This window comes from Acinetobacter higginsii (assembly GCF_000369525.1).
In the GTDB taxonomy this organism is placed as follows: Bacteria; Pseudomonadota; Gammaproteobacteria; order Pseudomonadales; family Moraxellaceae; genus Acinetobacter; species Acinetobacter higginsii.
On record NZ_KB850072.1, the window covers coordinates 2448111 to 2461413 of the forward strand.

A 13303-nucleotide genomic window follows, 5' to 3' on the forward strand; every position below is an offset into this window, starting at 1 on the left:
TCAGCCCTACAAAGGATTTTTGTTACTTTTCATCCCTGAAAAGTAAGACAATGTGGTATTCATTTGAGAAAACTCGGGAAGACGCTGTGGTTCACCCTATTGAATAAGATTCTAAATTTAATGAATTAAATTAGAATTTTTCCAACTCAACCCATTCTGCTTCTGGAAAATGCTTTGCCAAATAAGCTTTTAAATAATCTGCGGTATCTTTCGAAATAAGTGGATCTTTCGACTCATCCCTTAAGTTATACACCAAAGCATGCAAACTCAAACCACGCTGCTTTAAAGCCTCTAAACTCAACAAAGTATGATTAATACTTCCTAAACGCCCAGAAGTAACCAAAATCACAGGAAATTGATGCTGTGCGATATAATCAATCGTCAGCAGTTCTGTGGTTAAAGGCACCATCAAACCACCGGCCCCTTCTAATAGTACCACCTCAAAGCGCTGCGCCAATTCTTTAGTCGCCGCTTCGATCTTGGCAAAATCCAGATCGCGCCCATCCAAACGTGTGGCTAAATGCGGCGAAGCAGGATAAGTAAAAATTTCAGGCATGGTCAGCTTTTCATGATCTTCCTGAAACCAGCCACTGCCCATAATTTCACGATGCTTTTCGATATCTTCGGAGATATCTACATTCCCCGTTTGTACTAATTTTTGGGTAATGACACGCTGTCCCTGTTTGGTCCAAAGCTTGGCGAGATAACCTGTGGCATAAGTTTTACCAATTTCAGTATCAATACCACTGACAAAATAAATACGACTCATTTACTTAATTTCCTTTCCTGAATCATCCGACTTTCTCGGGTAAATTTCATGAATATAAGGATAGTCTCCAAAATGCTCATTTAAAGAATACTCGAGACACATTTCACTCATTGGTTGTATTTGCATCTGGTGAGTATAGGAAAACGATTGGCTCGTTTCGTCATTCACCAATAAAAACCGACCACTACTTCTGCCTGGCTTTTCAATGTTTTTAGCCCAACCACAGATCGTCTTTCGCGGCGCATTTTTATTAATATAATCTGTTATCAAACTCGTTGACCAAAAAGAGAACAGAATTATCAGCAAAACCGCTCCCTCTATAACAGGATTGGGGATTCGATCTTTTTTCCAAACCCGTACATATCCCAAGCCAATTAGTAAAGCACCCAAAATCAAGCAAACTAGTACCCAAGGAAAAGCAGAAAACATCAGAAAAATTAAACTTATGGTTAATGCAAAATAACCATGCACGATATTATTTCTGGGTGTTAACCGATCTGACATGATTTTACTCATCTCCTAAGGATAAAGATTTCGCTCTCCGTGCAATCACATAAATCGGATGGTAAGTCAGACGAAAACCCTGCTTATCATAAAACTGTTGATAATCTAAATAAAACTGCTGCAAGGATTGCTTGGTCCAACGATGTGATTGAGCTGTTGCGGTCACGCCTGTGGCTTTTAAATGCTGCAATACAGATTTTGGATGATCAAAATAAACCTGCTTATGATCTTGATGTATCAATAGAATTTCAAAGCCTTGCTGTTCAAGCTGTCGCTTTAAAGATTCTAAGTCAACATAAGTTAAACCTTGTCCTGTTAACTGCTTAATTTCAGTCAAATTGTCAGGCCCAAAAGTAGAAAAACCGAAAAATGCATTGGGTTTTAATGCCGCATAAATTCGCTGCAATAAAGCAGGTAGGTCAATCATCCACTGTAATGCTGAACTGGAAATCACTGCATCCAAACATTGCGGTAACATCAGTTGCTCAATATCACCGATCAACCAATCAACCTTAGGTCTCCCCTTAACAAAGGGGAGATTTAGAGGGGATTTAAAATTTGAAAAATGCTGATCGACATCTGCATATAGATCATTTAAGAACAGTTGCTCAACCTGAAAATAAGACTCACATAAATAGGTGAGATTGCCTGAACCGCAGCCAATCTCTAGGACTGAATCCAAGTTTTGCGGACAATACTCTTTAAGGTATTCAAATAACTGCGCACTAATCTGTTTCTGTACCACAGCATGCTCGACATAGCTTTGCCCTGCTTTGGCAAAACGTTGGGCCACCAGTGCTTTATTGATGCTCACAAACACTCCACCAATTGTTCCAATTCATTTTTTTGCACCAAAGAAGTTAATGAAATACGCAGGCGTGAACTATTCTGTGGCACTGTTGGTGGGCGTACTGGCATGGCATAAAAACCTTGTTGTTGTACATAGCGTGCTTTTTCAATCGCAGCTTGGCTTTCACCCAAGATAATCGGAATGATATGACTGCTGGATGGGCTCGAGAAACCTTTTCCAATCACAGCCTGTTGTAAATATTGACTGATCTCAGCCAGATGCTGACGCTGTTGCTGCATGCTCAGCACTTTATTAAAAATAAAATCTGACCATGCCATCGAGATTGGAGGCAAAGCTGTACTAAAAATCAATGGGCGCATTTTATTGATTAGATAATCACGAATGATTGAATCACAAATGATATAGCCGCCTACCGAGGCAATTGCTTTACCAAAGGTACCCACCAAGAAATCAATCTGATCCAAAACCCCATATTGTTCAGCACAACCCAGACCTTGCTCCCCCCTGACGCCAATCGCATGTGCTTCATCGACATACAACATGGTTTTGGCAAAGCGTTGCTTTAACTGCGCCAATGCAGCTAAATCCGTCTCGTCCCCATCCATACTAAAAATACTTTCGGTCACCACAATAATGCGTTCAACTTGCTCATCTTGATGATACTTTTGCAATAACTGTTCCAGATGCTGCAAATCATTATGGCGATAACGTACATATTGAGCAGTCGAAAGTCGAATGCCATCAATCATACTGGCATGTACCAGTTTATCGGCCAGAATCACGGTTTTGCTATCACACAAGGCTGGCAAAATACCGATATTCATGTGGTAGCCACTATTAAAGAGTAAGGCAGCGCGACCAAAGGCTTTGCTTAGGCTATTTTCAAATTGTTCATATTCTGCAAAATTACCCGTAAGCAAACGTGAAGAAGATGAACTAAAGAGTGCTCGTTCGATATGCAACGTATCAAGAAATTCTTCTCTTAAACTTAAATCAGCGGCCAAACCTAAATAGTCGTTGGATGCGAGATTCAACATAGTTCGATCTTGAATGGTAATCCACCGTCCAGATTGCTCATTTGCAGTGAATTGACGGAAATTACCCTGTTGTTTAAGTAAGTCAAGCTGCTCGGCATAATGATCAAGCAAGGACATTGCTATTTACTCCCTGCATATTTTTCACCACTTCACTCATCTGTGCTAATAAATAATGGAGTTCGTCATCTGTGATCACATACGGCGGCATCACATAGACCAATTTTCCAAATGGTCGTACCCAAATACCCCGTTCAACAAACTGTTGCTGTAAGGTTTTCATATCAACATTGGTGGTTAATTCAACCACACCAATCGCCCCTAAAACCCGTACATCAGCAACGTGATCGAGCTGGGCTAAATCATTTAACTGTTCAGTCAGAATTTTTTCAATTCGTTGAATATTGGCTTGCCAATCCTGTTCTACCAATAATTGGGTGCTTCTTAAAGCAACCGCACAGGCCAGTGGATTCGCCATAAAGGTTGGGCCATGCATAAACACGCCTGCTTCACCACGACTAATGCTTTCAGCCACTTGCTTAGTGGTCAAAGTTGCTGACAGTGTCATATAACCGCCGGTTAAGCCCTTACCAATACACATAATATCGGGTTCGACCTGCGCGTGTTCCCATGCAAACATTTTGCCTGTACGTCCAAAACCCGTGGCAATCTCATCAAAGATCAGCAATAAATTGTATTGCTCACATAACGCTTTGGCCTGACGTAAATATTCAGGATGATAAAAACGCATGCCGCCTGCGCCTTGTACAATCGGCTCGATAATCAGTGCGGCAATACTGTGATGATGTTGTTCAATCTGCAGTTTGAGTTGCTGAATATCTTGCGGATTCCATTCGCCATCAAAACGGCTTTGTGGCGCGGGTACAAAAATTCGATTCGGTAAACTTGTACCAAAAATTTGATGCATCCCCGTGACTGGGTCACAGACAGACATCGCATTCCAGGTATCGCCATGATAGCCAGAACGGGTGGTAATAAAATTAGTTTTTTCTGGTTTGTTTAATGCAGCCCAATATTGAACTGCCATTTTTAACGCTACTTCTACGGCAACCGAACCTGAGTCTGCGTAGAAAATCTTGTCTAAACTCGGCGGCGTAATTTTTAATAATAATTTGCCTAATTCAATTGCAGGTTCGTGGGTCAGACCGCCAAACATGATATGCGCCATGTTCTGCAATTGATCTGTAACCGCTTGGTTGAGTTCAGGATGGTTATAACCATGAATCGCACACCACCATGACGACATGCCATCAACCAAAGCTCGACCATCTTCCAGTTCGATGGTTGCGCCATAAGCACGTTTGACTTTAAAGGTTGGCAATGGATTTAACATCGAAGTATAGGGATGCCATATATGTTCTAAATCAAATGGGTCTGTCATCCTTTACCTCTATAAATTCAATATTTAATGATGTGCTGTACAGTGTCATTCCGAGTACTCACCCAATTTTAGGATAAGCCTTCAGCTGGACCTACTTTTCTTTCGGGAAAAGTAGGCAAAACCATTTGTCATCCACAAAACCTGTTCACTTCTTGATCCCATCCAAATATATCTACTCATCCATCTTCATCACTTTTACGATAACCACGCAGGTTGTGGATGACCTTACCGAGTATCAATTTTTTGGAAAATTCATACAGAAGAACTTGTGAACATCTTAAACGTGTCAAAATCTAAAATATATTGCGAGAACTTTCAATTCAAGCAAGATTAAACCGTCTGTTGAATAAAATCTTCAATTATTTGCACAGTCTGCTCAACCATAAAGCACGGAAAACCGTGTGAAGCCCCTTCCACAGAAACCACAGACAAATTCTTTGCAGCTAAATCTTTAATTTTTTGCACAACTTGGTAAGGAACTAAAGCATCATGCTCTGCAAAGACATGCAATTGCCTACCCTGATAATTTTTATACAACTCAACCAAGTTTAATTGCTCCAACAACTGTAATCCGTCCCGAAGCAATGCAATCGGTTGTGGACGAATCAATTTCTGCATAGCTACGAAATCTTTCTTTGCTGAACTTGCACCCTGACACACCAACAAACCAAAACGCTTTAAAGTACTAATCGCATCCTGTTCAAATGATTGTTTAAATTGCATAAAGGTTTCAACAGGCATGGCAGTCGTCCAATCTGCTTGAGCCACAAAACATGGATTCGACGCTAAAGTAATTAAAACTTTCGGTTCAGCATATTGTTGTTGAATTTGATCGACCAATAAGGTTGCCAGTTGTCCACCAAGCGACCATCCAATGATCACATCAAACTTCACTGCAAGTTCAACATGCTGTTGCAATATCTCATCATTCAGCGCATTAAAGATATTAAGCCGCTCAACAATATGTCCCTTTTGTTCTAAAGTCTCATGTAAAGGTTTTAATAATTCGGCACCACCGCCCCATCCCGTGATAAGTAGAATCTTATAGGTCACGTGCTTGCTCATTTCCAAAAACTTCAATGCAGTATACCCTGATTAACACTCCTCATTATTTTCCAAATCTACCAAAAGCTGCGCTGGAATCACTTGCTCCCAATGTTGCTTGAACTGTCGATGAACTTGATCAATATCCAAGCAACTATTTCTCGCCACCTGCTGAGCATGAGCAATATCTTTGGCACGCATATAGGCGAGCAAATAATGATCGCCATTCAATTCAAGTTGAAACCAAGATTCAACGGTTACCCCTTCTGCTTGAAGTGTTTGAATGGCTTCTACTTTGCGTTGTTGAATTTCTCGCTGCCAAGCCTCGACCTCAGCCTGCCTATTTGCTTTTAATTTAATCAGAACTGCACCAACATCCATTGATTTTCCTTTTCTTTTTCTAAATCGCTATTCAATTGAAATATATAAAGCAGAGCAAAACCCTGTAAAGAATTTTCTACCACATCCAATCTCTAAATTTGCTAAAGTAGCTGCTATTACACTTTGAGATCAACATGATGAATACGATAAAGTCCAAAGTTCTCGTTTTATGTAGTTCACTTTTTTTAATCAGCTCACCAACACTTAGTAGCGCACAAAGTACCTTATTTTCAAAGCAAGATACCGCTCAAAAAGAATGGGTTGGGCAATCTGCACCAGACTTTAAACTGCAAGATCAAACTGGCAAATGGCATACCTTAAATCAATATAAAGGCAAATGGGTGGTACTTTATTTCTATCCTAAAGACAACACCGCAGGCTGTACCCAAGAAGCTAATCAATTTAAATCTCTGTATCCACAATTTACCAAATCAAATGCTGTGGTACTGGGTGTAAGTCTGGATGATGTTGCATCACATCAAAAATTCTCAGAGAAACTTGGCCTACCGTTCCCAATTCTTGCAGATGATCAGGGCGAACTAGCCACTAAATTTGGCATCGTACGAAACTTGGGTATTACTAAAATTGCCAAACGTGAGAGTTTTTTGATTAATCCTCAAGGCGCGGTGATGTATCACTACACCAGCGTGAATACTCAAACTCATGCCGATCAAGTGTTGAAAGATTTAAAAACCTTACAAAGCAAATAATCGCTTCAAATATCTCGAGTCAATTTCTGGATTGATCATCTGCCTAGTTTTTTAAAGACTAGGCATTTTTATACATGTTTAATAATCAATGCCATTGGAATCATCAATCGGGTTCTGATCCAGTGTAAACACGGTACGTTGATACGGAATGCCTTCCAGATCATAGACCTGATAAACACAATCAAATAACAGCTGTAGGTCTTCACTACGATCCATTGCCCGTGCAGTCAGAAAGATTGGGCTAACCGCACCATTGTCCAGAATCGGAATGTAATTGAGATGTGGAAAACGAATGGTATCGGCACTGGCAGGAATCACGCACAAGCCTTCACCTGCAGCGACCAGACCCAAAGCCAATTGAATTTCCCGCACTTCATGCATATTTTTCGGCACTAAACTATGCTCGGCAAAAATATTCAGCAGTTGAGTCGAAAAATTCGGTTTCGGTGAAGTCGGATACATAAACATCTTTTCATCAATCAGATCTGCCAGATAGACCCCTTCTGTCCGCTGTGCAATCGGATGGCTGGTATGCGCCGCCACAACCAAACGCTCCTTGCGCAATAAAATCCGTCTGACCGCAGGATCACTAATCCGCAAACGTCCAAAGCCCACATCAATTCGACCTTCTTTTAAGGCTTGCAACTGCTCGGTGGTACTCATTTCAACCAGTTGAATATTGAGATGTGGCTGCTGTTGTCTGAATAAATAGATGATCCGTGGCAATAGACCATAAAGCAGCGAACCGACAAAACCGATGGTGACACTGCGTTCAATCAGCCCAATCCGTTTCGCCATACTTTTAATTTCTTCGGCATTAGACAAAAGTTTAATCGCATGCTGATAAAAGAAATGTCCCGCAGGTGTGGTTTGTAGAGGCCGACTGCCTCGCTCAAACAGTTGAATACCCAACTCACTTTCCAAATTTTGAATCTGCCGACTCAAAGGTGGTTGAGCAATAAATAGTTTTTCTGCGGCCTTGGTGAAGCTCTGTTCTTCAACAACCGCAACAAAATACCGTAAATGACGTAATTCCATGAGGTTTCCATACCTTTAAGATATATAAAAATATAAATTCGGTCTTAGACAGAGTTTACTCATTCTTTTAAGGTATAGACAAGAGATAAACCGATGAAGTTATGAGTCGCTTCCGCTAAATTCCAGCTGCCCACATTCATCCTTATCGGTTCAAGCCACAACACTCGCCACATTCAACTTATTAGGATATCGAGACGCTTTTAGCGCAACTCGATGACTTCCACAGTTTTGGAAAGTCGGAGAACGGACATGCCACGTATTCCTGTAATCAATACCAGCCATCTTGACCGCATTGATGAATTACTGGTCGATAATATCGACACAGGTGAATTTAAACTGCATCGCTCAGTATTTACCGATCAAGCCCTATTTGACCTTGAAATGAAATACATTTTCGAAGGCAATTGGGTGTATCTTGCACATGAAAGCCAAATCCCCAATAACAACGATTTCTACACCACGCATATTGGTCGTCAACCTGTCATTATCGCCCGTAACCGTAACGGCGAACTGAATGCCATGATCAATGCTTGTTCGCATCGTGGTGCCCAACTCTGTCGTCATAAACGCGGTAACAAGGCCACCTATACCTGTCCTTTCCACGGTTGGACCTTTAACAACTCAGGCAAACTCCTCAAAGTTAAAGACCCAAGTGAAGCAGGTTATTCGGATTGCTTTAACCAAGACGGTTCACATGATCTGAAAAAAGTCGCTCGTTTTGAGAATTACAAAGGTTTCTTGTTTGGCAGTCTCAATCAAGATGTGCCTTCACTTGAAGAATTCTTGGGTGAAACCAGTAAAATCATCGACATGATTGTTGATCAATCCGAGCATGGTTTAGAAGTTCTGCGCGGTACCTCCTCTTATACCTATGAAGGAAATTGGAAACTCACGGCTGAAAATGGGGCTGATGGTTATCACGTTTCAGCGGTGCACTGGAACTATGCCGCAACCACACAACACCGTAAAGAAACACAGGCAGCCGATAATATTCGTGCCATGAGCGCAGGTTCTTGGGGCAAGCAAGGCGGTGGTTCTTATGGTTTTGAAAATGGTCATATGTTGCTATGGACGCAATGGGCCAATCCAGAAGATCGCCCAAACTTCCCGAAAGCAGATGAATATACCGAGAAATATGGTGCAGCCATGTCGAAATGGATGATCGAACGCTCGCGTAATCTGTGCCTCTATCCAAATGTGTATTTAATGGATCAGTTCGGCTCGCAAATTCGGGTGTTACGTCCTATTTCGGTCGATCGGACTGAAGTGACAATTTACTGTATTGCACCGAAAGGGGAAGCCCCAGAAGCGCGTGCGCGTCGTATTCGTCAATATGAAGATTTCTTTAATGCCTCAGGCATGGCCACACCCGATGACCTAGAAGAGTTCCGTGCTTGTCAGGCTGGTTATGCAGGTATCGCGCTGGAATGGAATGACATGTGTCGTGGTTCAAAGCACTGGATTTATGGCCCTGATGATGCAGCCAATGAAATTGGGCTTAAACCGATGTTAAGCGGAATTAAAACCGAAGATGAAGGCCTCTATCTGGCACAACATCAGTACTGGTTGCATACCATGAAACACGCCATTGTCGCTGAGAAGCAAATTGCTGCTCAAGGAGAAAACGCATGAGTATTCAAGATAAAAGCAGCTTGGAAAATATTGCCCAATTCCTCTATCGCGAAGCACGCTTTTTAGATGATGAACAATGGGATGATTGGCTGAGTTGCTATGCGCCTGAAGCCAGTTTTTGGATGCCAGCGTGGGATGACAATGATCAGCTCACCGAAGATCCACAGTCTGAAATTTCCCTGATTTATTATCCAGATCGCCAAGGTTTAGAAGATCGTGTGTTCCGAATCAAAACCGAACGCTCTTCTGCCACCATGCCTGATACCCGTACTTGCCACAATATTGCCAATATTGAAGTGATTGAACGCGACGGCGATAAACTCACGGTTCGCTTCAACTGGAATACCTTGAGCTTCCGCTACAAAACCACCTATAGCTACTTTGGCATGTCACGTTATGTGATTGATTGTTCGGGTGATGAAGCAAAAATCCTGAGCAAATATGTGGTGCTTAAAAATGACTATATTAATCAAGTGATTGATATCTACCACCTGTAAAAAATAGGTCGCCTCAGCCAAATGGACTGTTGGTTGGGGCCCCAAATTTAAATTATTTTGTAGGATACGTCTCATGTCAAACCACAATGTAGCACTTCAATTTGAAGATGGTGTGACACGTTTTATCAGTGTTGCTCAAGGTGAAACCCTGTCCGATGCAGCCTATCGCCAAAAAATTAATATCCCGTTGGATTGCCGTGACGGTGCCTGTGGTACTTGCCGTGCATTCTGCGAATCTGGCAGTTATGACATGCCAGAAGAAAGCTATATCGAAGATGCCCTCACCCCAGAAGAAGCAGAGCAAGGTTATATTTTGGCGTGCCAATGTCGTCCAAGCTCAGATGCAGTATTCCAAATTCAGGCGTCATCTGATGTTTGTAAAACCGAAATTCATTCTTTCCAAGGCACATTGGCTCGGGTCGAAAATCTTTCCGACTCAACCATTACTTTTGATATTCAACTGGATGAAGGGCAACCCGATATTCATTTTCTTGCAGGGCAGTATGTCAATGTCGCTATTCCTGAAACAGGTGAAACCCGTTCATATTCATTTAGCTCAAAGCCGGGCAATCGCTTAACAGGTTTTGTGGTGCGTAATGTCCCAAATGGCAAAATGAGCGATTTCTTAAGCAAGGCCGCGCAGGCAGGCGACAAGATGAGCTTCACAGGTCCATTCGGCAGTTTCTATCTGCGTAATGTCACTCGTCCTGTGCTGATGCTTGCAGGTGGAACAGGCATTGCTCCTTTTATGTCGATGTTGCAGGTACTTGAAGAAAAAGGTTCAACCCAACCTGTACGCTTAGTCTTTGGCGTGACCAACGACTTTGATCTGGTGGCTTTGGAGAAATTAGCAGAATTACAGGCGCAATTCCCTTGGTTTGAATATCGGACTGTGGTTGCTCATCCTGACAGCCAGCATGCGCGTAAAGGCTATGTCACAGGTCATATCGAATCTGAATGGCTCAATAGCGGCGATGTCGATATTTATCTGTGCGGTCCTGTACCGATGGTCGAAGCCGTCCGTGGCTGGTTAGATACAGAACAGATCAAACCAGCCAACTTCCTGTTCGAAAAGTTCTCTGCGAATTAATAGCCACAGGAAAATCAAGCTATGTCTCAAACTCAAAGATTTAAGCATAAAGTGGTAATTGTCACAGGTAGTGCTCAGGGCATTGGTCGTGGAGTTGCGTTACAACTCGCATCTGAAGGTGCGCAACTGGTCTTGGCTGATCGTTCTGATTATGTGCAGGATGTGTTGGCTGAAGTCAAAGCCTTAGGGGCTGAGGCCATTACGATTCAAGCCGATCTGGAATGCTTTGCAGGTGCACAAAGCGTCGTTAGCAGAGCCATTGAACATTTTGGCCGGGTCGATGTGCTGATCAACAATGTTGGTGGTGCAATCTGGATGAAACCTTTTCAGGAATTCTCTGAACAGGAAATTATCAAGGAAGTGAATCGCTCGTTGTTTCCAACTTTATGGTGCTGCCGAGCGGTCTTGCCTGCAATGATTCAGCAACAGGCAGGTGTGATCGTCAATGTTTCATCGATTGCGACTCGCGGGATTAACCGTATTCCCTACTCTGCCGCCAAAGGTGGCGTTAATGCACTGACGGCATCGCTGGCCTTTGAACATGCCAAAGATGGAATTCGCGTCAATGCCATTGCCACAGGCGGCACCGAAGCCCCACCTCGCAAAGTACCGCGTAATAGCAACCCACTCAGTCAAAATGAAAAAGACTGGATGCAGCAGGTCGTCGATCAAACCATAGACCGTACCTTTATGGGACGCTATGGCAATATTGAGGAACAAGTCAAAGCGATTGTCTTTGTTGCATCTGATGATGCCTCCTATATCACGGGCAGCGTCATTCCCGTGGGAGGTGGAGATCAGGGTTAAGCCTGATCTTTTGCATTTCAGATAAAGTACAGGATGTGCATGGAGGCCATCAGCGAATGTCGACACTATTCAAAACATTAAAACAAGATTGGTCCATTTCAGCCACGGTTGCGGGTTTTCTTGCAGTGCTGATTTCCTATTCAGGACCACTGATTATTTTCTTTCAGGCAGCGCAACGTGCCCATGTCTCAACAGAGATGATGGTGTCATGGATTTGGGGCATTTCCATCGGTGCGGCAGTTGCTGGGATTTATCTCTCCATTAAATATAAAACTCCCGTCATTACTGCTTGGTCTGCCCCAGGAACGGCCTTATTGGTCACCTTATTTCCCGACATTTCTCTGAATGAGGCGGTCGCTGCCTATATCACCTCTGCCATCGTGATTTTTCTCATTGGGATTACAGGCTGTTTCGACAAACTACTGAAATGGATTCCGCAAGATGTTGCTGCTGGCATGATGGCAGGCATCTTGTTTCAATTTGGCATTAACCTGTTTACCGCCACAGATCGCATGCCGCTGATTGTGTTTAGCATGTTGATTGTGTTTCTGGTCGCTAAACGACTGATGCCGCGCTATACCATGATCTGGGTATTGGCAGCGGGTATTTCACTCAGTTTATTCTTGGGAAAAATGAATCCTGTGGAGCTCAGTTTTCATCTAGCGATTCCACAATGGATCAGCCCTGAATGGACATGGAGTTCGACCTTAAATCTAGCGCTGCCCTTAATCCTCGTGAGTCTGACAGGTCAGTTCTTGCCGGGTATGGCGATTATGAAACTGAGTGGCTATGACACGCCTGCCAAACCGATTATCAGTGCTACCAGTATTGCCTCTCTCGCTGTGGCTTGTGTTGGCGGTATTACTATCGTCCTCGCATCCATTACAGCAGCGTTATGTATGGGCAAAGATGCACATGAACTGAAAGAAAAACGCTATATCGCAGGGATTGCCAATGGAATTTTTTATATTCTGGGCGGACTGTTTGCGGGCAGTATTGTGATGCTGTTTAACTTACTGCCGAAAGAATTGGTTGCTGCGTTAGCAGGCTTGGCTTTGCTAGGTGCAATTTCCACCAATATTGCCGTTGCTATGAAAAATGACCAACAGCGCGATGCCGCACTGATTACCTTTCTAGCAACTGCTTCTGGTATGCATTTTTTAGGATTAAGTTCGGTGTTTTGGGGCATTTGTATTGGGGTGATTGCTCATTTCATTCTCACTCAACGCACAGCAACACAATCCGCTTAATAAAAAGAGAACAACTCCCTCGACTCTCCGCCTTGCTGTCGAATAACAGACTACTTTGCCCCTAAAGCTAAGCGATCAAAATTCAGTAAGGCAATTCCCAAAATCTCACTTTAAAGTATCCCCCCTCACTCAACTTAATTAAATGCTCATCATTATTTTAACCAAGAGGTAAAATAAAATATCCTGACTTATTTTAATCACACCATAAGTTTATTTAATGATTTTTCAATTATAAAAATAAGACTTAAACATCATAAAATAGTTAAAATTCTCACCATTTAATATTTCACCCATATTTAAAAACAAATTAAACCAAAAAAACAATAAATTCATA

Annotated in this window: 14 protein-coding genes; 6 read left to right on the plus strand and 8 right to left on the minus strand. The window is 42.5% G+C overall.

The genetic code is table 11. The annotated features are described in order from the left end of the window. Nucleotides 1–130 precede the first annotated feature (130 nt). From bioD to F902_RS17705, 7 genes are all read right to left on the minus strand, one after another. Entirely contained in the window at nt 131–769 is a 639-nt protein-coding gene (gene bioD / locus F902_RS17675) for a dethiobiotin synthase (protein ID WP_005205513.1), read from the minus strand. Continuing rightward, nucleotides 770–1273, minus strand: coding sequence for a hypothetical protein (locus tag F902_RS17680; protein WP_005205514.1), 504 nt, complete (start codon nt 1271–1273; stop codon nt 770–772). Nucleotides 1274–1277: 4 nt separating this feature from the next. Then, on the minus strand, nt 1278–2087 hold the full coding sequence (gene bioC / locus F902_RS17685; RefSeq protein ID WP_005205516.1) for a malonyl-ACP O-methyltransferase BioC: 810 nt from the start codon (nt 2085–2087) through the stop codon (nt 1278–1280). Continuing rightward, nucleotides 2084–3238, minus strand: a complete 1155-nt coding sequence (locus tag F902_RS17690; protein WP_005205518.1) for an 8-amino-7-oxononanoate synthase — start codon at nt 3236–3238, stop codon at nt 2084–2086. Before F902_RS17690 ends, bioC begins: the two co-directional genes overlap by 4 nt. Further along, nucleotides 3225–4520 carry an adenosylmethionine--8-amino-7-oxononanoate transaminase gene (gene bioA / locus F902_RS17695; RefSeq protein WP_005205520.1) on the minus strand — a complete coding sequence of 432 codons (1296 nt, stop codon included), beginning with the start codon at nt 4518–4520 and terminating at the stop codon, nt 3225–3227. Before bioA ends, F902_RS17690 begins: the two co-directional genes overlap by 14 nt. Nucleotides 4521–4850: 330 nt before the next feature. Then, on the minus strand, nt 4851–5585 hold the full coding sequence (locus F902_RS17700; protein WP_017402063.1) for an alpha/beta hydrolase family protein: 735 nt from the start codon (nt 5583–5585) through the stop codon (nt 4851–4853). A gap of 30 nt (nt 5586–5615) precedes the next feature. Next, the gene (locus tag F902_RS17705) at nt 5616–5945 is read right to left on the minus strand and encodes a DUF6176 family protein (RefSeq protein ID WP_005205524.1); all 330 of its coding nucleotides are present in this window, start codon (nt 5943–5945) and stop codon (nt 5616–5618) included. Nucleotides 5946–6079: 134 nt separating this feature from the next. On the opposite strand from F902_RS17705, the gene F902_RS17710 reads away from it, so the two are divergent. After that, entirely contained in the window at nt 6080–6655 is a 576-nt protein-coding gene (locus F902_RS17710; RefSeq protein ID WP_005205526.1) for a peroxiredoxin, read from the plus strand. A 78-nt stretch (nt 6656–6733) separates the two neighbouring features. Here the strand turns inward: F902_RS17710 and F902_RS17715 are convergent, their stop codons facing one another. Beyond that, nucleotides 6734–7693, minus strand: coding sequence for a LysR family transcriptional regulator (locus tag F902_RS17715; protein ID WP_005205529.1), 960 nt, complete (start codon nt 7691–7693; stop codon nt 6734–6736). Between the two features lie 249 nt (nt 7694–7942). On the opposite strand from F902_RS17715, the gene benA reads away from it, so the two are divergent. The 5 genes from benA to benE all read left to right on the plus strand — a co-directional run bounded on the left by benA (nt 7943) and on the right by benE (nt 12969). Then, nucleotides 7943–9325: a benzoate 1,2-dioxygenase large subunit gene (gene benA / locus F902_RS17720; protein WP_005205531.1), complete on the plus strand. Its 1383-nt coding sequence runs from the start codon at nt 7943–7945 to the stop codon at nt 9323–9325. After that, the gene (benB, locus tag F902_RS17725) at nt 9322–9822 is read left to right on the plus strand and encodes a benzoate 1,2-dioxygenase small subunit (RefSeq protein WP_005205534.1); all 501 of its coding nucleotides are present in this window, start codon (nt 9322–9324) and stop codon (nt 9820–9822) included. Before benA ends, benB begins: the two co-directional genes overlap by 4 nt. A 73-nt stretch (nt 9823–9895) precedes the next feature. After that, nucleotides 9896–10912 carry a benzoate 1,2-dioxygenase electron transfer component BenC gene (benC, locus tag F902_RS17730; protein WP_005205535.1) on the plus strand — a complete coding sequence of 339 codons (1017 nt, stop codon included), beginning with the start codon at nt 9896–9898 and terminating at the stop codon, nt 10910–10912. A 21-nt stretch (nt 10913–10933) separates the two neighbouring features. Then, nucleotides 10934–11719 carry a benzoate diol dehydrogenase BenD gene (benD, locus tag F902_RS17735; RefSeq protein ID WP_005205536.1) on the plus strand — a complete coding sequence of 262 codons (786 nt, stop codon included), beginning with the start codon at nt 10934–10936 and terminating at the stop codon, nt 11717–11719. Between the two features lie 56 nt (nt 11720–11775). After that, nucleotides 11776–12969: a benzoate/H(+) symporter BenE gene (benE, locus tag F902_RS17740; protein WP_005205537.1), complete on the plus strand. Its 1194-nt coding sequence runs from the start codon at nt 11776–11778 to the stop codon at nt 12967–12969. Nucleotides 12970–13303 lie beyond the last annotated feature (334 nt).

Bases quoted from the DNA above. Each gene is read 5' to 3' on its own strand.
- benA (WP_005205531.1), top strand. From the start codon at position 7,943: ATGCCACGTATTCCTGTAATCAATACCAGCCATCTTGACCGCATTGAT.
- benD (WP_005205536.1), top strand. From the start codon at position 10,934: ATGTCTCAAACTCAAAGATTTAAGCATAAAGTGGTAATTGTCACAGGT.
- F902_RS17705 (WP_005205524.1), bottom strand. From the start codon at position 5,945: ATGGATGTTGGTGCAGTTCTGATTAAATTAAAAGCAAATAGGCAGGCT.
- benE (WP_005205537.1), top strand. From the start codon at position 11,776: ATGTCGACACTATTCAAAACATTAAAACAAGATTGGTCCATTTCAGCC.
- bioD (WP_005205513.1), bottom strand. From the start codon at position 769: ATGAGTCGTATTTATTTTGTCAGTGGTATTGATACTGAAATTGGTAAA.
- F902_RS17710 (WP_005205526.1), top strand. From the start codon at position 6,080: ATGATGAATACGATAAAGTCCAAAGTTCTCGTTTTATGTAGTTCACTT.
- F902_RS17715 (WP_005205529.1), bottom strand. From the start codon at position 7,693: ATGGAATTACGTCATTTACGGTATTTTGTTGCGGTTGTTGAAGAACAG.
- F902_RS17690 (WP_005205518.1), bottom strand. From the start codon at position 3,238: ATGTCCTTGCTTGATCATTATGCCGAGCAGCTTGACTTACTTAAACAA.
- F902_RS17700 (WP_017402063.1), bottom strand. From the start codon at position 5,585: ATGAGCAAGCACGTGACCTATAAGATTCTACTTATCACGGGATGGGGC.
- benC (WP_005205535.1), top strand. From the start codon at position 9,896: ATGTCAAACCACAATGTAGCACTTCAATTTGAAGATGGTGTGACACGT.
- benB (WP_005205534.1), top strand. From the start codon at position 9,322: ATGAGTATTCAAGATAAAAGCAGCTTGGAAAATATTGCCCAATTCCTC.
- F902_RS17680 (WP_005205514.1), bottom strand. From the start codon at position 1,273: ATGTCAGATCGGTTAACACCCAGAAATAATATCGTGCATGGTTATTTT.
- bioA (WP_005205520.1), bottom strand. From the start codon at position 4,520: ATGACAGACCCATTTGATTTAGAACATATATGGCATCCCTATACTTCG.